This window comes from Pseudomonas fitomaticsae (assembly GCF_021018765.1).
Classification (GTDB): domain Bacteria; phylum Pseudomonadota; class Gammaproteobacteria; order Pseudomonadales; family Pseudomonadaceae; genus Aquipseudomonas; species Aquipseudomonas fitomaticsae.
The window spans coordinates 973,260-993,930 of sequence record NZ_CP075567.1 but is presented as its reverse complement, the minus strand read 5'-3'; the positions used below and the strand labels follow the sequence as shown (position 1 = coordinate 993,930).

Below are 20,671 nucleotides of genomic sequence, written 5' to 3'. Positions count from 1 at the left end.
TTGCACCTGGCCGATTCGACGGCCTAACCTACAGCGCCTACGCTTGGTTGAGGGCGGAAGATTCCCACGAGTCTTCCGCTTTTTTCTTAGGAGAAAACCTGCCCCGTGCTGCGGGTTTGAACATGGAGTGTCCTATGCGCGTCATGGCATCCCTGCTGTTGCTCAGTCTGAGTTCCACCGCCCTCGCCGACACCCTGCCCAGTTTTCTCAACAGCAACGAAACCATCCGCAACCTGCCGGTGCCGAACCTGCCCGCTGACGCCTACCGGCCGAACGCCGCGCCGCTGCAAGTGCCGGAGCCCGGCGCCACGGCCGCCCAGCCGCTGCTGATGGGCACGAAGATCAACCTCAGGACCGTGCAGATCGAAGGCGGCACGCTCTATCCGCTGAACGAACTGGCCGAAATCTACAAACCGCTGATCGGCCGCGAAACCAGCCTCGCCGACCTGATCGAAGCCACCCGCACGATCACCCGTCGCTATCAGCAGGACGGTTATCTGCTGTCCTACGCCTTCCTGCCACAGCAGACCTTCGATGACGGCGTGGCGCGCGTGGTGCTGGTGGAAGGCTACGTCCGCGATGTGCAGATCGCGGGCGACGTCGGGCGGGTCAAAGCCCTGCTCGACCGACTGGCCGCCAAGCTCCAGGCCGAACGCCCGCTGACGCGCAAGACGTTCGAGCGCTACACCACGCTGATGACCCGCATTCCCGGCGTGACGATCCAGGCCCAGGTGCCACCACCCGGCACCACTGACGGCGCGACGACACTGGTGGCCCAGGCCAGTCGCAAGCCGTTCACCAGCACCCTGAGCACCACCGAAGACAACCGCAACGGCACCCAGGCTTTGCTCGGCGTCAGCAGCAACTCACAAACGTCGATGGGCGAACAGTTGAGCCTCAGCGGCCTGTTTCCACCAGGGGATGATCACGAGCATTACTACCGGCTGGATTACAACCAGTTCATCAACGACGAAGGCGCGCAACTGAGCCTGTCGGCTTCACGCTATCGCGCCGATCCCGGCACCAACGTGTTGTTGAACAACGGACTGGAACTCAAGCCGCACCGTGAAAACGACCGTTATTCGCTCGGTTTCAGCCTGCCGCTGATTGCTGCTTCGGACGAGCTGCTGACAGCCGGATCGCGCCTGTACGCCGTCAACGACAAGACCCGCTACAACGTGATCGGCTACCCGCTGAGCGTCGAAGAACGCACCGACATCCGCGCCCTCGCCTTCGAAAGCGACTGGCGCAAGGCCGACGCCCGACGACTGCGTATTCTCAGCGGCGGCGTGTATCAGGGCTTCGACAGCCTGGGTGCGCACACCAACAACAGCGCCATCGATCTCGACTTCTTCCGGGTGCGTCTGTCGGGGGTGCAGAGCGACAAGTTCCTCGACAACTGGCAAGGGGTGCTGTCGGCCGCGTTGTACTGGAGCAGCGACACGCTGCCCGACAGCGAGCGGGCTGTGTTCGGCGGGCAGAATTTCGGCCGCGGTTATCCCGACGATCAGGCATCCGGCGACAAGGGCTGGGGCGTGGCTTACGAGATCAACTACAGCTTCAACCGCGACGGCAACTGGGTGCGCATCCTGCAACCGTACTTTGTGCTGGACCGCTCGCGCAGCTGGTTCAATCAATTGCCGATACAGGCCAACAACCTGTCATCGGCAGCGGTGGGCCTCAGATTCGGCGATGCGAAGTACTACAACATCGCCCTGGAAGCCGCCAAGGCCATGTCGGATGAAGCGCTGGATACCTTCAATCGCCGGCCGCGTTACAGCATCAGTTTCAGCTATCAACTGTAGGCCGCTTGATTGCGGGTGAATTCCGGATCGGGACGCAGAGCGTCCCAGAACCGCCAGCGGCTGCACCCGAAGAAACGGATATTCACCCAAAACCAACAAGAACCTGGTCGGCCCAAAGGCCGCCAAGTCAAACCCTCAAGAAACATTCACCCGGGGCTTGGGAAACAGATTATCAAGCGTCTCAAGCAACCGAACGTGATAAATCGGCTTGCGAAACAAATCCAGCACCTGCAACCGCAACATGTCACTCACATCCTCCATGTCCGCATGCCCGGAAGTCACGATCACCGGCAAATGCTGACGCGAAGTATGCTCACGCAAGCGCTTGATCAACGACATGCCACTCTCCTCCGGCATGCGCAGATCGGTAATCACCAGCGCAATGTCCGGATGCCGGGTCAGATGATGCAGGGCGAGCTTCACCGAGGTCGCGGTATGACAGACGAAGCCCTCCCCCTCCAGCAACTCCGCCAGCTCCAACAGCGCGTCCTCCTCGTCATCGACCAGAAGCAACTGTTGGCGGGGAGTTGGGGAGGAAGACATAAGGCATTACCTTGCGATGGACTGAGCGCTGACGTTAGAACCCCTTGGGCGCATTCGCAAGTTGCCGTCCATGGATCTTCACCCTTCTCTCAGAGTGCAGCCTGAATGGTGTTGAACATCGTGGTAATAGCACCGGAAATGGGGGTCACGAATGCCGCCAGCGCCACCGCCACCATCCCGGCGATGATCGCGTATTCGATACCGGAAGCCCCTTCGGTGTCCTTGGCCAGACCTTTGTAGAAGGCGACCTGGGATTTGATTGTCTGCACGGCTTTTTTTGCGAAGGACATGACTGATTCTCCTTGAAGGCATGGGGTGTTGCGCGTTCGCAACATGATTTCCCCGTGCCAGCATCAGCATTGTCGGCAATGTCCGGACCTACAACTGTAATAACGGATTAACACCAAAGTATTAGCGACCCAAACAACGGCAAAAAACCATGTTTGGCGCTTTAGCCCCCTACTTTCGGTGGATATTTCGGCCCGCGTAATGGCGTTTTGTTCTGGCTGCGCTACCGTCAAATAGCGAAATAGTTACTGGTTCATAGCTGCCTGATTGCGAAGTTATCTCGTTGGAAGTCACGGGTTGTTGCAAGAGACATAGCGCAGCGGGAAAGGGAGAGCCGTCATGAACAGTCGCGTCACTCTGGGCCTGGCCGGCGTTTTGCTGCTGGGCGCCATCATCGCCGGTTACTGGGGGCTCACATTGAGTCGTCAGGCCCCGGCCGCCGAACCCGTGGCTGCCGCCCCTGATACCCCCGTCGCCCCCCCGGCACCGGTGGAAGATCCCACTCGCCAGCCGGTGGTGGTGTTGGTGCGCGACATCGCACCGTTCGTGACCCTCACCGCCGCCGACGTCGCCGTGGAAAAACTGCGCACCGCCCCCGCCGGCAGCCTCGCGAGCGTCGATCAGGTGATCGGCCGCACGCCATGGCGCGCCCTGTCCGCCGGCACCTGGCTGACCGAGGAAAGCTTTGAGGCCGGCAGCCCGCTGGCGCGGATGATTCGTCCTGGCGAACGCGCACTCGCAGTGGCGGTGGATGAAGTCATCAACGCCGGCGGCCAACTGGCGCCGGGGGATTACGTCGATGTGCTGCTGTTTTTGCGCAAGGATGAAAACAACCCGCAGCCGACCGCCCAACTGGTGGTGCCTGCCGTGCGGGTGCTGGGCGTCGGCAATCAGATGGGCCTGACCAACAGCGGCCAGCCTGCAAGTCCCGCCCACAGCGCAGAAGAAAAACTCAAACAGGAACAACTGCGCGCCGCCGCCCGCAGCGTGGTGCTCGCGGTGCCTGAACCGTTGCTCAACCGCCTGATGCTGGCCTCCAGCGCCGGCGTATTGCGGCTGGCCGTACGCAGCGCCGACGAGCAGCAACTGGCCCGCTACTGGGCCGGCGACAACAACGTCGCCGCCGGCCTCGACAGCCCTCGGCGCGAGTTGATCGAGTTCAGCCAACTGTCGTTGACGCCGCCACCCAAACCCTTGGCGGTCTCCAGTCAGACCGTCCCCGGAAAACCGGCCGTGGAAGTGATTCGCGGCACCGAATCCACCGAACCGACCCCCTGAATCGAGCAAGGACGCACCTCCATGCGCAAACGCATTACGCCCCTGTTCCACTGGCTGCGGTTTACCTTGCTGAGCGTGGCTTCGATCGGCAGCGCGGCCGCCGCCACCGGCAATTGCGCTGCGCTTGCGCCGTTGCCGGCCGTGCTGGAAATCGGCGAAGGCCTGCAACAGGCCGTGCAATCGCCGGTGGCGATCACTCGGGTGGCGGTGGGCGATCCGAAGATCGCCGATGTGCGCGTGACCGGCGATCAGGGCGTGTTGCTCACCGGCGTCGGCCCCGGCGCCACCACGCTGATGATCTGGACCGCCTGCGCCAGCACGCCGCGTCAGAGCATGGTGTTCGTGCAGGGCAAGGCCAGTGCGGCGATGACCGCAGCGGCGCTGCCCTCCAGCAGCGAACCGAACCTGCCCTCGCAGGTGCAGACCGACATCCGCTTCGTCGAAGTCAGCCGCACCAAACTCAAGGAAGCCGGTACGTCGATCTACGGCAAGGGCTCCAACAACTTTCTGTTCGGCGCGCCGGGCACCGTGCCGAACACTGGCGTCACGCCAGGCGTGGTGCCGCTGTTCAACATCGATCCACGCATCGCCTCGCCGAGCATCCCGCTGGCCAACGACATGTTCAACATCGTCTGGGGCGGTGGCAGCAGCAAATTCCTCGGCATCGTCAACGCACTGGAAGGCAGCGGTTTTGCCTACACCCTGGCGCGGCCGAGCCTGGTTGCGCTGAGCGGTCAGAGTGCAAGTTTCCTCGCCGGTGGCGAGGTGCCGATCCCGGTGCCCAGCGCCAACAGCAACAGCTATTCCATCGAGTACAAGGAGTTCGGTATCCGCCTGACCCTGACCCCGACCGTGGTCAGCAACGACCGCATCGCCCTCAAGGTCGCCCCGGAGGTCAGTGAATTGGACTACAACAACGGCGTGACCATCGGCGGCACCACCGTGCCGGCGTTCACCATCCGCCGCACCGACACCAGCATTTCCCTGGCCGACGGCGAAAGCTTCGTCATCAGCGGTTTGATCAGCACTCGCAACGCCTCCGAGGTGAACAAGTTTCCGGGGTTGGGCGACATCCCGGTGCTCGGGGCGTTTTTCCGCAACTCGTCGATCAACCGCGAAGAACGCGAACTGCTGATGATCGTCACCCCGCACCTGGTGCAACCGCTGGCCGTCAACGCGCCATTGCCGTCGTTGCCCGGCGAGAAACTGCGCAACTACGACCCGAACTGGTATCGCCTGTACTTCCTGGAAAACGGCAACTTCGATAAACGCAGCGGGTTATCGCAATGAGCCAGAGCCTGAGCCAGACGTTCCTCGCCATCACCCGCAACACCACTGATCTTGAGTGGCTGCAAGGTGCGCTGGCGCCCTTGGGGCAGGTGGTCAGCGCCGGGGGCGGCAGCCTCGACGAACTGCTGGCGCTGGTCGACGTGACCTTCGCCAGCCTGGTGTTCGTCGGTCTCGACCGTGAACACCTGATGGCCCAGAGTGCGTTGATCGAAGGCGTGCTCGAAGCCAAGCCGATGCTGGCGATCGTCGCCCTCGGTGACGGCATGGACAATCAGTTGGTACTCAATGCGATGCGCGCCGGCGCCCGGGATTTCGTGGCCTATGGTTCGCGCTCCAGCGAAGTCGCCGGACTGGTTCGACGCCTGAGCAAACGCTTGCCGGCGGTGACGCCGAACGCCCAGCTCGGCGGCTTGACCGTTCTGTACGGCATCCAGAGCAACGCCGACGGTGCACTGCTGGCCAATCACATGGCGCTGGTGGTGCAGAAGAGCGGCCAGCAGACCTTGCTGCTCGACCTCGGCTTGCCGCGCGGTGACAGCCTCGCCCTGCTGGGGCTGGAGAGTTCGTTTCATTTCGGCGACGCCTTGCGTCATCTGCGCCGCCTCGACGCGACCCTGATTGACAGTGCCTTCACCAGCGCCGAGGCCGGGTTGCGCATTCTCGCCTACGCCCCCGGCGACGAACCGCTGGAACGCACCAGCACCGCCGAGCTGTACATGTTGCTCAGCGCCCTGCGCCAGCACTTCCAGCACATCGTGGTGAACCTCACCGGCCAGCCCGACAGCGAAGCGCTGCGCACCTTCGTCAGCCATTGCGACAAGCTGTTGTGGTACACCGACCAGAACGTTCTCGACTGCCGACGCAACCTTGCGGTGCTCAATCTGTGGCGCGAAAAAGGCATGAAGCTCGACCACGGCCGGCTGCTGGTGGATCGCTACCTGCGCAATGTCGCGCCGGACTCCGACACCCTCGGCCGAACCTTCGGCCTGGAAGTCATCGCGGTGCTCGCCTACAGCCCGGAACTGCGCCTCAACGCCAAAAACCAGGGCGTGACCCTGTTCGAACTGGCCCCGCGCGAAGCCATCAGCCAGAGTCTGCGCACCCTCGGCGAACAACTGGCCAAGCGCTCCGAAGGCCTGGCCAAACCCAAAATCACCTGGTTCGACCGCTTGCGAGGCAGCTCATGAGCAGCGAGCAATTGTTCGGCGGGCCGCAGCGCAACGCCACCGGCAACACCGATCACGACGGCCTGAAACTGGTGCTGCACCGCTACATCATCGACGCCATCGAAGAGTCGGGAAAAAACCTGCTGGAAGGCTCGCGGCAAGTGCTGTCGCAGTTCGTCATCGACAAGGTCGCCGAATACATCGCCCGCCTGCACCTGGCGATTTCCCGCTATGAAATGGAGCGTCTGGCCGAAGAAATCGTCGACGAGCTGACCGGTTTCGGCCCGCTGGAAGTGCTGCTGCGCGACAGCGCCGTGACCGAGATTCTGGTCAACGGCCCGCACCGGGTGTTCATCGAACGAGAGGGTGTGCTGCACCTGAGCGACCTGCGCTTCATCGACGCGCACCACGTCGAACGGGTGATGCAGCGCATCCTCGCCCCGCTCGGCCGGCGCCTCGACGAGTCGTCGCCGATGGTCGATGCGCGCCTGCCCGATGGCAGCCGGGTCAACGCGATCATCCCGCCGATCGCCCTCGACGGCCCGTGCCTGTCGATCCGAAAATTTCGCAAGGACATGCTCAAAAGCACCGACCTGATGGCGATGCAGACCATCGACCAGGCGATTTTCGACTTCATCGCCGAGGCCGTCGGCAAGCGCTGCAACATCCTCATCAGCGGCGGCACCGGCACCGGCAAGACCACCCTGCTGAACATTCTCAGCCAGTTGATCAACCCCCACGAGCGGCTGGTGACCATCGAAGACGTTGCCGAACTGCAACTCGGCCATCCTCACGTGGTGCGCCTGGAAACCCGGCCGCCGAATGCCGAGGGTCACGGCGAAGTGAAGGCCAGCGACCTGATCCGCAACGCCCTGCGGATGCGGCCTGACCGGATCATCCTCGGAGAGATTCGCGGGGTCGAAGTGGTCGATGTGCTGACCGCAATGAACACCGGCCACGACGGCTCGATGAGCACCGTCCACGCCAACAATGCGCAGGACGCGCTGCTGCGCCTGGAAACTCTGGTAGGCCTGACTGGCCGCACCATCGCCGAACGCACCCTGCGCCAGATGATCTGCGCCGCGCTTGACGTGATCATCCAGCTGACACGCATGCCCGACGGCCGCCGCTGCGTCAGCGAAGTGGTGGAAGTGGTCGGGGTACGCGACGACGTTTACGTCACCAATACCCTGTTCCGTCTCGACCGCCGCACCGGTTTCGGCTTTCTGCGCGAAGCGGTCAACCCGGCCGGTGACAAATTGCGCCGCGAACCGGCGCTGTCACAGTGAGGATCACGGCATGCTCAAACCGCTGTTGCTGATCGTGATCTGTCTGGCACTGCTCGGACTGTCGCTACGCCTGTTCTACAACGGCTGGCGCCAGGGCGGCACCGAACGGGTGCTGGACCGGTTGAATCAGGGACAACCGCAGTTGCTGGCGGAGAAACCGCGCTGGGCCGGACTGGAGCGAGCCTTCTTGCGGGCGGGTCTCGGTCGCCCGGATCGCCTCGAATTATGGTTACTGTTGTGGGCCTTCGGCAGCGTGATCGGCCTGGCAATCGGCGGCTGGATCGGCTTGCTGCTGTTGCTCGTACTGCCACCGCTGGCGTTGCGTGTTTACGTCAGTTGGCGCTATCAGCGGCGCCTGCGACGGATGATCGAACAACTGCCGCAATTGCTCGATCACACGGTGCGCAGCCTGAAGTCCGGACGTACCCTCGCCGACGCGGTACTGGGCGCGATCGACGCCAGCGAAGACCCGCTGAAAAACGCCATGGGCCGGGTGCAGCGCAACGTGCAGTTGGGGGTGAGCCTGCCGGAGGCGGTGGGCGATGTGGCCGAGCTGTATGAAAAGGACGAGTTGCGCCTGTTCGCCGTCGGCCTCAAGGTCAATCACCGCTACGGCGGAAACGCCAGTGAACTGCTGGAAAACCTGATCCGGATGATCCGCGAACGCGACCAGGCGTCCCGCCAGTTGCGCGCCATGACCGGCGAAACCCGCATCACTGCCTGGGTACTCGGTCTGCTGCCGGTGGGGCTGGCCGGATACTTTCTGTTATCCAATCCCAAATACCTGATCGCCATGTGGAACGACCATTCAGGCCAGATGATGCTCGCCAGCGCCTTCGCCTTGCAGGTGATCGGCAGCCTGTTGCTCTGGCGGATGTTGCGCAGCCTATGACCATGCCCCTGATGATCAGCGCCCTGTTGATGCTGAGCGCCGCGCTGTTGCTGATCAGCGGCCTCCTCGACCGACGCCGTCGCGCGCGCCAGGTCACGCGGCGGCTGGAAGGTGCGCTGCTGCGCGACAATCGTTTCGGCAACCTGCTGCAAGTGCTCGGCGGCAGTGCCCTCGGCCAGCGCGCGGTCAAACTCGACAACGAAACCCAGACCCTGCTCAACCGCCTCGGCTGGCGCAGCGCCCGCCAACGCTCGCTGTTCGCAGCCTGCCAGATCGGCTCGCCGCTGCTGTTGCTGACCATCACGGTGTTGCTGCAAGGGGTGCTGTTTTCCCACATCGAGCGCCAATGGATCGCCCCGCTGTTCGCCCTCGGCATCGGCTACCTGCTGCCCAAACGCCTGCTGGCGATGGCCGCTGACCGTCGACAAAAACAACTGGCCACGGAAATCGCCACCTTCATCCCGCTGCTGCGCATCCTGTTCGAAGCCGGTATGGCCGTCGAGCAGGCGTTGCGCGTGCTCAGCCACGAAGGCCAGACGCTGCTGCCGGTGCTGACCCAGGAATTGCGCCTGGTGCTGGCCCGGGTCGACTCAGGCCTGGAACTGGGCGAGGAACTGAACAAGGCCGCGCGCCTGCTGGCGGTGGACGAATTCACCGACACCTGCGTGATCCTTCAACAATTGCTGCAACAGGGCGGTGGCGCGATGAAATCGCTGCTGGCGCTCAAGCAACTGCTCGATGACCGGCGCCTGACAAGGCTGCAGGAATACATCTCGAAAATGTCCGCCAAAATGTCCGTCGTGATGATGATGTTTCTCTTCCCGGCGCTGTTGATCGTCCTCGCCGGCCCGGGCTTCAGTGCCCTGGCGCGGGCACTGGGTTCATAAAGGAATCGCCATGAAAGCAATGATTGCAAGCTTGACCCTGCTGCTGCTCGGCGGCTGCGCCAGCAACGGCCAGGCGCCCTGGAACGCCCTGAATCCGAACGCCGGTTGCGGCCCGTTGAGCCAGGAGCAACAACTGTCGATGACCCTCGCCGACGACATGGCCAGGGACGGCAAACTGCACGCAAGCCTCGCCAACCTGCAAAGCCTGCCGGACAACCTCGCCGACGTCCGCCTGCGCAAGGCCAAGGTCTATCGCCTGCTGGGGCGCAGCGAAGCCGAACCGTTGTATCGCGGCCTGCTCGGCAGCTGCCTGGCCGCCGAAGCCGAACACGGCCTCGGCCAACTCGCCGCCGCCCGCGCCGACTACGGCCAGGCCCAGGCCCACCTTCAACGCGCCGCCCGCCTGGCCCCCACCGACGAAAAAATCCGTAACGACCTGGGCGTGGTGTACCTCAACCAACTGCGCATCGAAGACGCCCGCTTCGAATTTCTCACCGCCATGGAACTCAAGCAGAGCGACTCGCTGGCCGCGCTGAACCTGGTGACGCTGCTGCTCTACCAGGACGACTGGACCCGCGCCGCCGAACTGGTCAGCCGCCTGAACCTGAGCCCCGAACAATTCAGCGAAGCCCAGGCCCGCGCCCAGAAACTCAAGACCCCAAGCCCCGTCACCGCAGCTGCCACCGCGATGCTCAAATAAGGAGCCCCGCCATGAAAGCCACCGCGCTCTGCCTCACCCTCCTCACCCTGCCCCTGACCACCCACGCCATCGACCCCGGCCCCGCCTCGGCGCAACAACAGGAAACCGAAGGCTGGCTGCTTCTGCAAAGCCGCAACAAAGCCGCCTCCACCAAACCCCAGACCAGCACCCCCACCGAACGCGAACTGAGCATGCAACGCTGGTTGAAGAGCTACACACACGAGATTCCGGAATTCTTTGATCAGAAGCAGGGGGGGACTGTGGATAGTGGGTCGGGGGGGTAAACGGGGAACCGACTTGCCAGCGAATGCCATCGTCGCTGGCAGCTCGATTGGGACGCAGAGCATCTCGGGCTGCATTCCCACGCAGAGCGTGGGAACGATCAAACAAAAGCTTATGAAATCTCTGCGGGAGAAAGGTTTGTGGTGTGTCAGTCAGGATGCTGCCCTCACCCTAGCCCTCTTCCGGAGGGAGAGGGGACTGACCGAGGTGTTTGGGAGAGGTACGCCGACGTGAGATATCGAGGTGAACTCAGGCTAAAAACACACAACTTCCCCTGCTTTGGTTCACCTCACCTCACCTCACCTCACCTCAGCTTGACTTGGCTCGGCTTTGGCTTTGGCTTTGGCTCTGGCTCTGGCTCTGGCTCTGGCTCTGGCTCTGGCTTCCACCACTCAACACGATGAGCGTTAGCTCGAGTAAAGCTTTTGACGTGCCGGCCCCATCGGAAGGCTGAGTGGAGGGATTTATCCGGGGGTGGGAGCGCAGCGACCGTGCGGCGAAGCCGCATGCATCGAGAGGAGGTGCAGCGAAGCAAACCGTAGGCGATGCCCCCGGATGAATCCCGGAACGAAGGAACACCGAGCCAAAGCGAGGTGCCGAACGCAGGGGCCAAGCCTTTTGCTTACTTTTTGGCGTTTGAAAAAGTGAGCCGCCGTAAGGGCGGAACCATAAGCAGCCACACCCGCAGAAACGGATATTCACCCAAAACCCCAAGAACCTGGCCGGCCCAAAGGCCGCCAAGGTCAATGTGCCGTAACCCCCCGCCGAACCGAGGAAGAACTGCCGGGCGCAAGGGCCAGAGCCAACTGCGTCCGATTATGCATATGCGTCAACCGCAAAACCTGCGACACATACAACTTCACCGTGTTCTCGGTAATCCCCAACTCACAGGCAATCTGATAATTGGTCTGCCCCTTGCCCACCAGCCGGGCCACATCAAGCTGTCGCGGCGACAACTGCTCGAAAATCGCCGGCATCTCCACGCTGTCCCCCTCAGACAACGACTGGGCCGCCGGCGCAGGCCCGCGCCGGACCTTGTCCAGGTCCTGATACAAATCATCGATCGACGAAGAGAGGTCCTGCAGCTTCTGATTCAAATGCCCCAGATGCAGAGTCTTTTGCCGCTCCTGCAACACCGCCTCCTGGCGCCGCAAACCGTCGAGCAACTCATCCAGATCCACCGGTTTCTGGTAGTAATCGGCAATCCCCGCGCGCAAGGCCTTGATCACATCCTGCTTGTCGGCGCGGCCGGTGAGCATGATCGCTTCGAAAGCACGGGTTTTACCGGACAACCGCTGCAACGCCTGCACCAGTTCGATGCCGTCCATGTCCGGCATGTGCAGGTCGCACAGCACCAGGCCGATCGCCGGATCTTCACTGAAACGCGCGATCGCCTCCTGGCTGGACCCACAGGGAACGCAGCGATAACCGCTGCTCTCGAGAAACTCGCAAAGCTCTTCAACGATCAGCGCCTGATCATCGACCACAAGAACCTTCACCGCCGACGTAAGCTTGTTCACGTGCCACTCCATGCCCGGGCCAAAGCTGACCATTCCTGTACCGCCAGCCTGTAGCTGTATAACTGCTCATCTGAAAGTAGACGCACTTTCCGACTATGTACATAGCAGTAGTGGCAACTGGCGACTAATGGATCCAATAGAAAGTCAGGATCGTTCCAGCCAGCACGAAAGGCGCAAATGGCAGCTTTTTTGACATTTCAGGACCGAAATATCGAAGACGTTCCCTAACCCCTTGACTTGCATGCAGCCAGACTTTTGGCACCAGGAGGATCCAGATCGCGCTGCACAGGCCGGCGCCGATAAACGCACCGAGCAGGTGCTGACCGTCTGTCGCAAGGGCCAGAGCTGTCATTAGTTTCACATCACCGCCGCCCATTCGGCCCAACGCATAACCGGGCAACGTAAGCACCAGCGCCAACAACACTGCCCAGCCCCCCTGCGCGGCGTCGGCCCCGATCCAGGTGGTGCCGGTGCCCAGCAGCCAGACCAGCGCCAGCGCGCCGACACCCAGGGTCAGGGCATTGCCGATGTGGCGTTCACGGGCATCCTGGGCTGCGCAGAGTGTCAGCCAGATCAGTAGGACAACGCTGTGCATCCGGTAAATATCGTCCGTTTTGGCTGAATGATTCTATGCTGATATTACGTAGTGACTGTCAGGGTAGACGCGCTCATGAAAACCGGCCTCCCCCACAAGCAAAAAGGCGCCGCCGCCATTGAATTCGCCTTGGTGTTCGTCATCTTCTTCGCAGTGTTTTACGGGATCGTGAGTTACAGCTTGCCAATGTTGTTGATGCAGACGTTCACCCAATCAACGTCCGAAGCCGTGCGGCGTGGCGTGGCGCTGGATCCGGCAACCGCCAACTACGCCACCGCGATCCAGAACGTCGCTCGCGCCGAACTGACCCGACGCCTGGCGTGGCTACCGTCAGCACTGAACTTCAACGCGGCCACCGACGCCACGGTCACCTACGTGGGAGGCCTGCTGACCGTGACCATCAACTACCCGACCAACAAGCTCAATCAGGCGTTACCGTTTCTGGTCCTGCCCGGTATCGGCGCGGTGCCCAATCTGCCTGCCAACCTGACCGCCAGTTCGAGCCTGCAATTTTGAGTTCCGGTGACAAGCTGTTCGACCGTCTGCTCAATCGTCAAACGCCCACATTGTCAGCCGTCGTGGACAGCCCCGTGGTGCCCGGCGTCGGCTTGCAACTGCATCTGGATGGCGAGGCTCAGGTCACTCACCTGACCGGGCCGCTGCGCCATCTGCTGGCGCAACAACTGTCCACCACCCGCACGCCGCATCTGCTCGATTACCTGCTGCCGCACAGCGCGCTTGCTGTCGAGGGCCTGCCCGCCGATTGGCAAGGGCAATTGCTCGATCTGGATTTTTTCAGCCTCGCCGGCCCACCGCTGCACTTGCGTGGCTGGGTACAACCGCTGGGGGATGGCTGGGTTCTGCAACTGCTGGACATCGGTGATCTGTTGAGCGAAAGACGCCAGGCGCACAGCCGCGAGCAATGCCAGTGGCTCGCCGCACAGATCCGCGACCACTTGCGGCTCTGTGGCCTGGCGCGTCTGCCACAAGTGCTGGGCGAACAGCTGCAATGTCTGAGCCAGCGTTTTCAGGTGCCTTGCCTGGCCGTGGCGCTGCTGGATGAAGAGACCGAGGGCTGGCAGATCCATCAACATTACAGCGCGCCTGATGCACCGCAGTTGTGGGACACCGCGCAGCGCCTGGGCACCGGCCTCGACAGCCTCAACGGCGCCGCGCCGCAACGTGTGCTGCCGGCCGAGCATCCACGTCTGAGCAGTGTGTTCGGCCCCGCCGAAGGGTTTGCCGTGCCCTATCGCGATGCCCATGGCGTGGCGGCGTGGTTGCTCTTTGGCTGCTTCAGCACGCAGCCGCACACCGCCGACTTGAACGATCACGACTGGCTGCAACTGGCCGCCGCTGTGGCCGCGCCGCTGCTGGAACGGCTGCGTGAACATCGTCACCACTTGCAGCTCGAACGCCTGGAAATCCTGCAAAGCCTGCTCGGCACCGGTTGGTGGGAAATGTTCAGCGACAGCGCCCAAGTGCTGCTGGCCGACGCGCTGGCCGTCAGCCTCGGGCTGAGCGCCGGGCGCCTGCCGATCCAGGACTGGTTCGCCCGGGTGCACCCGGCCGACCGCGAAGAACTGCGCAGCCGCCTGCAAGCCTTGCAGGACGAAGGTCAGCCACTGGAGCTGTGCGTGCGCCTGCAACCCGATGATCAGGCGCAACCGCAGTGGTTCCGCTTGCAGGGCCAGTCGCTGGGCATCGGCGCCGAGCGGCGTCTTGTGGGCTTCATGCTCGACATCAGCGACATCAAGAATCAGCAACAACAGGCCGCCGCTGCCCATGCGCGACTGGACAACCTGATCGCCAGTGCGCCGGCGGTGATCTACGTGCAGCGCTATGTCGAAGGCGCGTTGCAGCCGACGTTTTTCAGCGCCAGCCTGCAACCACTGCTGGGCTGGAGCCTTGCCGACTGCGCCGACGGCGCGCTGGTGAATCATGTACATCCCGAAGATCGCGCGGCGTATTTCGAACGAACCCGGCAGTTGCTGCGCGAAGGTTCGGTGAGCACGCGCTACCGGATGCTCGACACTCAGGGCAACGTCCACTGGCTGCTCGACGAAGCCAAACTGTTGCGCGACGACCTCGGCCTGCCGGTGGAAGCCGTCGGCCTGTGGCTGGACGTCACCGACGCGACCCTCGCCGCCGAGCGGATCAAGACCAGCGAAGAACGCTACCGGATCCTCGTCGAAGATTCGCCGGCGATGATCTGCCGCTATCGCCCGGACCTGACCCTGACCTTCGGCAACCGGCCTCTGGCGATGTATCTGGAATGTGCTCCGGAGCAACTGCCGGGGGTGAATCTGGGCAGCTGGATGTCCAACGAACAACGCGAGGCCTTCGTCGAGCGCCTGGCACAACTGACCCCGGACGCGCCAGTCAGCAGCGCCGAAATCAACCTGCGCCTGCCGGGCCGCGAGCATGCGTGGTGGATCTGGTCGGATCGCGGGGTGTTCGATGAACATGGCCGTTTGCTTGAGGTACAAGCGGTGGGCCGCGACAACACCGAGGTCCGGCGTTCGCAGCAACAACTGACCCAAAGCGCAAAAATGGCCACCCTCGGCGAGATGGCCACGGGGCTTGCCCACGAGATCAACCAGCCGCTGAACGTGATGCGCATGGCCATCGTCAACGTGCTCAAACGTCTGAGTAATGGTGATGTGCAAATCGACTACCTGACCGACAAACTCAACCGCATCGACGCCCAGGTCCAGCGGGCGGCGCGGGTGGTCGATCACATGCGGGTGTTCGGCCGGCGCTCGGAAATCGAACAGCACCCGTTCAACCCGCTCGACGCCATCGAAGGCACCCTGTCGCTGCTGTCCGAAGGCCTGCGCGGCAAAGGGGTCGAATTGCGGATCGGCGAGGCGAACTTTCAGGTGCAGGTGCGCGGTTACGTCGATCAGCTGGAACAGGTGCTGATCAACCTGATGGTCAACGCCCGGGATGCGCTGCTGAGCAAGCGCGAATCCAATCGCGACTTCCAGCCGTGGATCGGTGTGCGTGCCGAACATGACGAACACGTGGTGCGGCTGTGGGTCGAGGACAATGGCGGCGGCATCGAGCCGCGTTTGCTGGAGCGGATTTTCGAACCGTTCTTCACCACCAAACCGGTGGGCGTCGGCACCGGGCTGGGCTTGTCGGTGAGTTACGGCATCGTCGAGAACATGGGCGGACGCCTGAGCGTGCGCAACGGCGACGACGGTGCCCGGTTCTGCATCGAATTGCCGATCGCTTTGGACGATCAGATCACCAGTGTCGCCCGCCCCGACTGACAGCTGAGGTTGGCGCCGACGTCGACCTGGTTGAGGTTGATTCCCAGGGCCATCAACAAAGTATTGATCAGAGTGTCGAGCAAGGGGCTGAACACAGTGTTGATGGCGTCGACCAGCAACACTTTCACCGAATTCAAGATGGCCCCCAGCCCGCCGACCACACTGCCGGTCGGACCGTACATGTCGAGTGTGATGTTGCCCAGGGTATTGCCCAGGCTGCTGACGATATTGGAAGTGGTGAAGCTGTAATAGAACGGCGGCAGGTTGATCTCCGGCAACGTCGTGGCCGGCGGAGCGGAATAGACATGAGGCATATTGGGGTTCTGCCCGATGGTGGTATCGGCCGAGATCCTGAGGCCACCGCCGACAGATGGAATACGTGGGTCACAACTGACCGGCAGCACCAGAAAACGCCGGCAGGTCTTTACGCCGATATCGACTACCCGCAAAGGCTGCACCACGACGGTTGGTGGCGCGATATTGCTGCCGAAGACGGCCGCCGCGTCGATCTGGCCGATTTTCAGGTTGGCGACTGCCGTAGTGGTGTTGGTGGTCAGGGTCTTGCTGGTCGGCGTCAAGCAACTGAACGCGGTGACGTAACTGCTGGCCGCCGCCACATCCAGCGCCACGTCGAGACGAATCGGCCCGGGCAGCACTTCGATCGACGGCGTCTGGCAGGGCGCACCGAGTGCGCACGTCAGCGAATCGATCACGCCCACCAGGTTCAGGCTGAGCAAGGCATTCAACGTATTGGTCAACGGGCCGGCGAGATCGGCCACGCCGTTGACCAGCGACAGGATCGTATCCAGCAACGGCAGATTGACCGACAACAGCGTTCGCACCTGCGCCGTCTTCACGTAAATCCGGTTCGGCCCCAGAGGGTTGGCGGCCGCCAGCCGAGGGTTGCCGATGGCCGACAATTGCGGGGGGTCCAGCACCTGTACCCGAGCGATGACTTGCGCAACGCCGAGGTCGATCGTCTGGTTGGCCACCAGGCCGTTCTGCTTGTTGGCCAGTTGCACGAAACCCTGAATCAGATCGAATGCCCGCAAGTCCACCGCCAGCGCCGTGGCCTGAGTGCCGGCCTGAACCTTCAGCAGATTGCCCAGCACCACTTGCGTCGCCCCGGCAGCGGTCTTGATGGCCTGCAAACCGAGGATGGTCGCTGTGGCACTCAGGGTGCCGTTGGGATCGAGGACGTTGATCGCGGTCTGGACGAGCTGACTGACCGCGATGGTGTTGCCGAGCACCTGCTCGTAGCCGCCGGCACTGAGACCGATATCGACCTTCAACCGGTCCAGATAGCCGAGCAGGTTGATGTTGGTGTTGACCAGACCATTCCAGCTCGCGGCGCTGAGCGTGAGGTTGCCACCCAGCAATCCGCCGAATAGCGCATTGAGCACGGCTGACCTGCCCGTATCGACACTCAATGTAGTGCTGCGGATGGTCAGTGAAGCCAATGGTGGCGGCAACGCCGCGACCGCCGTGGCGCTGAGGTTGATGGTTGCATTGCGCCCCGCGCCGCCGAACAGTCCGCCGATGGCACCGGCAAAGCTCTGAGGCACGGTATGGCTGACGACAACGCGGATCGCATCCGTGCTGGCGGCGTTGACGGCAAACACGCGCAGATTGCTGGCGTCCAGGTTCAGCGTGCCACAGGCGACAGCCAGGGCGCGACCGGCGCTGGGAATCGGGAAACCGTTGCGCACGACGCTGGCCTGCGCATAGGCGTTGGCCGTGGCCCCGGCGCCGCAATTGCCGCCACGGGTCGCGGCTTCGAGGGCGGCGACGTCGGCGATCTGTTGCAGATGACGACGCTCGAGGTACAAGCGGCCGCTGTCGACCACCACCAGAATGAACACCAGCGCCATGCCCAGGGTCAGCGCCGCCATCAGGCCGATAGCCCCGCGTTGTCGGGCAGGATCGATGAGCGGCGAATGACAGGACATGGCGCACTCCTTTGCCGGCGCACGGCCGGGCGCAACCTCCATGGATGGGTATGAGTGTAGACACACGCAGGCAACACTGCTGGCAAGACGCCAGTTTCATCCGCCCATAAAAAACGAGAGCCATGGGCTCCCGTCTTTTTTCAAGCAAACTCAACGCGGTGGATAGTTGGACAGGATCCGCGCCACGGTCTCGCGGATGGCATTGCTGCGATCCGCCGGGTTCGGCGTGCGGCTGAGCATTTGCTCGTCGCTGCCGCGCCACACCAGTTTGCCGTCCTTGCCGTCGAGCAGATCGACCTGGATGGTCGCCACCTTGTAGGTGATGTTGCGGGTTTCGTTGTACATCGGTGCGCCCCAGTAACCGTTCCACGGGCCACCCCAACCACCGCCGTAATTGGTGGTCACCTGTTGCTGCCGGTCCTCGACGATCAGGTAAGTCTGCACATTCAGATCCCCTCGGGCGCCCGAGGCGGCCGGGCGCAGGCCGCGCTGATCCAGTTGGTCGGCGACGGCCTGACGGATGCGTTGTTCGGTCAGGTCGCTCTTGATCCGTGGATCGTCTGGGCGGTATTGCAGGGCGGGGTCTTTCCAGCTCCAGCTGCGGTACGCGGCAAAGTCGCGGCTGGCGTCGAAGTCATGATTGACCTGGTTGGCGGCGCAGGCACTGAGCAGTGCGGCCACGACCAGTAAAGCGAGACGGCGGAACATGGTTTTTCTCCGGTGGAAGACATGAACCTGAGGGAGCTTCTCATTGGCAGGAAGCTAACTGGGAGGATACGCCGACATGGCCTTTTCGACAGCCTCGCGAATCGCATCGGTGCGATCACTTTGCTTGCCCTGGGTGCCGGTTTCGGCGCTGGCGCTCCAGACCGGCTGACCACTGCCGGCGTCGAACAGATCGACCCGCACCACCACGACCTGTTCCTGATAAGTACGAACGATCGGCACCGTGTTGTACATCCCGTAACCGCGGCCGTAACGGTCATAACCACCATAGCCGCCGTAGTAACCGTAATCGTCCTGCACCTGACGCAGGCGGGTTTCCAGACTCAGGTTGGCACTGACCAACAGATCGGCCGGTCGATTGTCATGCAGCGGGCGCAAGCCGCGCTGGTCCAGCGCGCTGCTCACGGCTTCGGCCACTTGCGCCGAGTCCGCCCAGGCCGTGCCCGGCGGCAGCTGACCGTTGAGCCACGCCCAGCTGCGATAGCGTCCGTAGTCACGAGGGGGCGCGGGATAAGCGCTGCGGTCGAAGGTGGTCGCCGCTTGCGGTGGCGCCGGCGGCAACGGTCGCGACTGCGCCACGTAAGGGTTGCTGCCTTGGCAGGCGGCCATCCCCAGACAGATCAGGAGTAACCCTGAATGACCTTTCATATCTCGCTCCGATCAGATCGGCCGGCAGATCCAGTGCAAGTAGCGCCCAAGCCCGGCGAAGCTTGGGTGACGACGGTGGGCGAGCTCCATCTCGAGCAAATCAACCAATTCGGCGCGGGCCTGGAATTCCACCGGCATGTAGTCGTGGAAAACTCGCACCCCGCTCTGGGTTTCGACCTGCCACAACCCGGCGAGTTGCGTTGCCAGTTCCCGTGGATCGAGCGGCTGTTGCGGGGTCAGGCTCTGCTTTTCACCGGCCATGTCGTTCTTGCGCATTTTCTTGAAATGGCCTTTGAGCAGGTTCCGGTAAATCAGCGCATCACGGTTGTAGAACGCCAGCGACAGCCAACCCCCGGGCTTGGTCAACTGATGCAGCACCGGCAGGATCGCGTGGGGTTCGGCCAGCCATTCCAGCACCGCGTGGCACAGCACCAGATCGTAGGGTTCGGTGAGCTGGCCGAGCAGTTCTTGCCAGGGCGCCTGAATGAACGTCGCAGTTTGCCCGGCTTCGGCAAAGCGCTGGCGTGCGCCTTCGAGCATCGGCTCGGCCGGCTCGGTGAAGGTCACCTCGTGCCCGCGCTCGGCCAGCCACAGCGACATGTGGCCCAGGCCACCACCAATGTCCAGCACCCGCAGCGGACGATCCGGCAGGGCTTCGGCGAGGTCGGCCTGCAGCACCGCGAGGCGGATCGCGCCTTTGGCACCGCCGTAGATTTTTTCGGCGAAACGGGTCGCCAACTGATCGAAATGACGGTCGCTCATCAGCTGAACCGCCGTTCGCTGTCGGCGAGTTTGCTGCGCACCACCTCATTCATGTCCAGCCCCAGTTCGCTGCACAGCAGCAACAGATAGAGAACGATGTCGCCGACTTCCTGCCCGGCGTGGGCGAGCTTGTCCGCTGGCAATTGGCGGGACTGGTCTTCGGTCAGCCACTGGAAGATTTCCACCAGTTCGGCCATTTCCACGCTGGCGGCCATGGCCAGGTTTTTCGGGCTGTGAAATTGCCGCCAGTCATTGCGGTCGCGAATGGCGTGCAGGCGTTCGGTCAGTTCAACAAGGTTCATCGGGCTCTCCTGAAGGCGTATAGCTTCGGGGGGATGCCGAGCGAAGGCAAGGGCCAGTCGCCCGTTAAAACCCTCTATGCTTGCAGGGAACTCGACCGCACCCGCTGCGGCCCAAGGCTCAGCTCTTTCATCAGGAAACAGACATGCAGGTAGAAAGCTTTTTCGAATGGCTGGGCCAGGCGCTCGGCTCGATCATCCGCTTCATCGTCGACGGCCTCAGTGGCCTGTTCAATCTGCTGGGCAACGCTGGCGGCAACTTCGTCGACGGGCTGTCGAAAGCGCTGGGCATGGACACGTCGATCATCAGCATCATCGCGCTGATCGTCGGCCTGATGCTGTTGTGGTCGGCAATCCGCGCGTTCATGAATGCCTCGATCATTGCCGGGATCATCTGGTTGCTGCTGGGACTGTGGCTGCTGAGCTGGATCATTCACTGACACCTCCCGCTACAATGCCGCTCCCCAAGGAGCC

The 20,671-nt window shown here is 62.7% G+C and carries 21 protein-coding genes; 12 read left to right on the top strand and 9 right to left on the bottom strand.

Going from position 1 to position 20,671, the window contains the following annotated elements; all coding sequences use genetic code 11:
• The first annotated feature begins 134 nt into the window (after positions 1-134).
• Positions 135-1,805, top strand: a complete 1,671-nt coding sequence (locus tag KJY40_RS04355) for a ShlB/FhaC/HecB family hemolysin secretion/activation protein (RefSeq protein WP_230735205.1) — start codon at positions 135-137, stop codon at positions 1,803-1,805.
• Positions 1,806-1,940: 135 nt separating this feature from the next.
• On the opposite strand, the gene KJY40_RS04350 is transcribed toward KJY40_RS04355, so the two are convergent.
• Complete coding sequence (locus tag KJY40_RS04350; RefSeq protein ID WP_085703477.1) at positions 1,941-2,348, bottom strand: response regulator; 408 nt, start codon at positions 2,346-2,348, stop codon at positions 1,941-1,943.
• 89 nt (positions 2,349-2,437) lie between these two features.
• On the bottom strand, positions 2,438-2,638 hold the full coding sequence (locus tag KJY40_RS04345) for a Flp family type IVb pilin (protein WP_230735203.1): 201 nt from the start codon (positions 2,636-2,638) through the stop codon (positions 2,438-2,440).
• A 337-nt stretch (positions 2,639-2,975) separates the two neighbouring features.
• Between KJY40_RS04345 and cpaB the strand changes: the two genes are divergently transcribed.
• The 8 genes from cpaB to KJY40_RS04305 are packed head-to-tail and all read left to right on the top strand — an operon-like array spanning position 2,976 to position 10,422.
• Positions 2,976-3,914 (top strand): Flp pilus assembly protein CpaB, encoded by a 939-nt coding sequence (gene cpaB / locus KJY40_RS04340; RefSeq protein WP_230735201.1) that lies wholly within the window; start codon positions 2,976-2,978, stop codon positions 3,912-3,914.
• Positions 3,915-3,935: 21 nt separating this feature from the next.
• Complete coding sequence (locus KJY40_RS04335) at positions 3,936-5,204, top strand: type II and III secretion system protein family protein (protein ID WP_230735199.1); 1,269 nt, start codon at positions 3,936-3,938, stop codon at positions 5,202-5,204.
• On the top strand, positions 5,201-6,391 hold the full coding sequence (locus KJY40_RS04330) for a pilus assembly protein (RefSeq protein ID WP_230735198.1): 1,191 nt from the start codon (positions 5,201-5,203) through the stop codon (positions 6,389-6,391). Before KJY40_RS04335 ends, KJY40_RS04330 begins: the two co-directional genes overlap by 4 nt.
• Positions 6,388-7,659 (top strand): CpaF family protein, encoded by a 1,272-nt coding sequence (locus KJY40_RS04325; protein ID WP_230735196.1) that lies wholly within the window; start codon positions 6,388-6,390, stop codon positions 7,657-7,659. The genes KJY40_RS04330 and KJY40_RS04325 overlap by 4 nt, the downstream gene beginning before the upstream one ends.
• Before the next feature lie 10 nt (positions 7,660-7,669).
• Complete coding sequence (locus tag KJY40_RS04320; RefSeq protein ID WP_230735194.1) at positions 7,670-8,551, top strand: type II secretion system F family protein; 882 nt, start codon at positions 7,670-7,672, stop codon at positions 8,549-8,551.
• Positions 8,548-9,438 (top strand): type II secretion system F family protein, encoded by an 891-nt coding sequence (locus KJY40_RS04315; protein ID WP_230735192.1) that lies wholly within the window; start codon positions 8,548-8,550, stop codon positions 9,436-9,438. Before KJY40_RS04320 ends, KJY40_RS04315 begins: the two co-directional genes overlap by 4 nt.
• 10 nt (positions 9,439-9,448) lie before the next feature.
• Positions 9,449-10,138 carry a tetratricopeptide repeat protein gene (locus KJY40_RS04310; RefSeq protein ID WP_230735189.1) on the top strand — a complete coding sequence of 230 codons (690 nt, stop codon included), beginning with the start codon at positions 9,449-9,451 and terminating at the stop codon, positions 10,136-10,138.
• Positions 10,139-10,149: 11 nt separating this feature from the next.
• Entirely contained in the window at positions 10,150-10,422 is a 273-nt protein-coding gene (locus KJY40_RS04305; protein WP_230735188.1) for a DUF3613 domain-containing protein, read from the top strand.
• Between the two features lie 741 nt (positions 10,423-11,163).
• On the opposite strand, the gene KJY40_RS04300 is transcribed toward KJY40_RS04305, so the two are convergent.
• On the bottom strand, positions 11,164-11,940 hold the full coding sequence (locus KJY40_RS04300) for a response regulator transcription factor (RefSeq protein WP_321576985.1): 777 nt from the start codon (positions 11,938-11,940) through the stop codon (positions 11,164-11,166).
• A gap of 124 nt (positions 11,941-12,064) precedes the next feature.
• Complete coding sequence (locus tag KJY40_RS04295) at positions 12,065-12,535, bottom strand: A24 family peptidase (protein ID WP_230735183.1); 471 nt, start codon at positions 12,533-12,535, stop codon at positions 12,065-12,067.
• A 75-nt stretch (positions 12,536-12,610) separates the two neighbouring features.
• On the opposite strand from KJY40_RS04295, the gene KJY40_RS04290 reads away from it, so the two are divergent.
• Together KJY40_RS04290 and KJY40_RS04285 are read left to right on the top strand one after the other, a co-directional pair.
• On the top strand, positions 12,611-13,051 hold the full coding sequence (locus KJY40_RS04290) for a TadE/TadG family type IV pilus assembly protein (protein ID WP_230735181.1): 441 nt from the start codon (positions 12,611-12,613) through the stop codon (positions 13,049-13,051).
• Positions 13,048-15,813, top strand: coding sequence for a PAS domain-containing sensor histidine kinase (locus KJY40_RS04285; protein WP_230735179.1), 2,766 nt, complete (start codon positions 13,048-13,050; stop codon positions 15,811-15,813). The genes KJY40_RS04290 and KJY40_RS04285 overlap by 4 nt, the downstream gene beginning before the upstream one ends.
• On the opposite strand, the gene KJY40_RS04280 is transcribed toward KJY40_RS04285, so the two are convergent.
• The 5 genes from KJY40_RS04280 to KJY40_RS04260 form a co-directional block, all read right to left on the bottom strand.
• On the bottom strand, positions 15,783-17,762 hold the full coding sequence (locus KJY40_RS04280; protein WP_230735177.1) for a TadG family pilus assembly protein: 1,980 nt from the start codon (positions 17,760-17,762) through the stop codon (positions 15,783-15,785). The genes KJY40_RS04285 and KJY40_RS04280 overlap by 31 nt on opposite strands.
• A 150-nt stretch (positions 17,763-17,912) precedes the next feature.
• The gene (locus tag KJY40_RS04275) at positions 17,913-18,470 is read right to left on the bottom strand and encodes a DUF4136 domain-containing protein (RefSeq protein WP_115076411.1); all 558 of its coding nucleotides are present in this window, start codon (positions 18,468-18,470) and stop codon (positions 17,913-17,915) included.
• Positions 18,471-18,524: 54 nt separating this feature from the next.
• Positions 18,525-19,136, bottom strand: coding sequence for a DUF4136 domain-containing protein (locus tag KJY40_RS04270; RefSeq protein WP_230735175.1), 612 nt, complete (start codon positions 19,134-19,136; stop codon positions 18,525-18,527).
• 12 nt (positions 19,137-19,148) lie between these two features.
• On the bottom strand, positions 19,149-19,898 hold the full coding sequence (locus KJY40_RS04265; RefSeq protein ID WP_230735173.1) for a methyltransferase: 750 nt from the start codon (positions 19,896-19,898) through the stop codon (positions 19,149-19,151).
• Positions 19,898-20,200 carry a MazG-like family protein gene (locus KJY40_RS04260; RefSeq protein WP_230735171.1) on the bottom strand — a complete coding sequence of 101 codons (303 nt, stop codon included), beginning with the start codon at positions 20,198-20,200 and terminating at the stop codon, positions 19,898-19,900. Before KJY40_RS04260 ends, KJY40_RS04265 begins: the two co-directional genes overlap by 1 nt.
• Positions 20,201-20,343: 143 nt before the next feature.
• Between KJY40_RS04260 and KJY40_RS04255 the strand changes: the two genes are divergently transcribed.
• Positions 20,344-20,637: a hypothetical protein gene (locus KJY40_RS04255; protein WP_007951010.1), complete on the top strand. Its 294-nt coding sequence runs from the start codon at positions 20,344-20,346 to the stop codon at positions 20,635-20,637.
• Positions 20,638-20,671: the final 34 nt, after the last annotated feature.

Bases quoted from the DNA above. Each gene is read 5' to 3' on its own strand.
- KJY40_RS04350 (WP_085703477.1), bottom strand. From the start codon at position 2,348: ATGTCTTCCTCCCCAACTCCCCGCCAACAGTTGCTTCTGGTCGATGAC.
- KJY40_RS04330 (WP_230735198.1), top strand. From the start codon at position 5,201: ATGAGCCAGAGCCTGAGCCAGACGTTCCTCGCCATCACCCGCAACACC.
- KJY40_RS04280 (WP_230735177.1), bottom strand. From the start codon at position 17,762: ATGTCCTGTCATTCGCCGCTCATCGATCCTGCCCGACAACGCGGGGCT.
- KJY40_RS04355 (WP_230735205.1), top strand. From the start codon at position 135: ATGCGCGTCATGGCATCCCTGCTGTTGCTCAGTCTGAGTTCCACCGCC.
- KJY40_RS04345 (WP_230735203.1), bottom strand. From the start codon at position 2,638: ATGTCCTTCGCAAAAAAAGCCGTGCAGACAATCAAATCCCAGGTCGCC.
- KJY40_RS04275 (WP_115076411.1), bottom strand. From the start codon at position 18,470: ATGTTCCGCCGTCTCGCTTTACTGGTCGTGGCCGCACTGCTCAGTGCC.
- KJY40_RS04315 (WP_230735192.1), top strand. From the start codon at position 8,548: ATGACCATGCCCCTGATGATCAGCGCCCTGTTGATGCTGAGCGCCGCG.
- cpaB (WP_230735201.1), top strand. From the start codon at position 2,976: ATGAACAGTCGCGTCACTCTGGGCCTGGCCGGCGTTTTGCTGCTGGGC.
- KJY40_RS04320 (WP_230735194.1), top strand. From the start codon at position 7,670: ATGCTCAAACCGCTGTTGCTGATCGTGATCTGTCTGGCACTGCTCGGA.
- KJY40_RS04270 (WP_230735175.1), bottom strand. From the start codon at position 19,136: ATGAAAGGTCATTCAGGGTTACTCCTGATCTGTCTGGGGATGGCCGCC.
- KJY40_RS04335 (WP_230735199.1), top strand. From the start codon at position 3,936: ATGCGCAAACGCATTACGCCCCTGTTCCACTGGCTGCGGTTTACCTTG.
- KJY40_RS04325 (WP_230735196.1), top strand. From the start codon at position 6,388: ATGAGCAGCGAGCAATTGTTCGGCGGGCCGCAGCGCAACGCCACCGGC.
- KJY40_RS04310 (WP_230735189.1), top strand. From the start codon at position 9,449: ATGAAAGCAATGATTGCAAGCTTGACCCTGCTGCTGCTCGGCGGCTGC.
- KJY40_RS04255 (WP_007951010.1), top strand. From the start codon at position 20,344: ATGCAGGTAGAAAGCTTTTTCGAATGGCTGGGCCAGGCGCTCGGCTCG.
- KJY40_RS04305 (WP_230735188.1), top strand. From the start codon at position 10,150: ATGAAAGCCACCGCGCTCTGCCTCACCCTCCTCACCCTGCCCCTGACC.
- KJY40_RS04290 (WP_230735181.1), top strand. From the start codon at position 12,611: ATGAAAACCGGCCTCCCCCACAAGCAAAAAGGCGCCGCCGCCATTGAA.
- KJY40_RS04260 (WP_230735171.1), bottom strand. From the start codon at position 20,200: ATGAACCTTGTTGAACTGACCGAACGCCTGCACGCCATTCGCGACCGC.
- KJY40_RS04265 (WP_230735173.1), bottom strand. From the start codon at position 19,898: ATGAGCGACCGTCATTTCGATCAGTTGGCGACCCGTTTCGCCGAAAAA.
- KJY40_RS04295 (WP_230735183.1), bottom strand. From the start codon at position 12,535: ATGCACAGCGTTGTCCTACTGATCTGGCTGACACTCTGCGCAGCCCAG.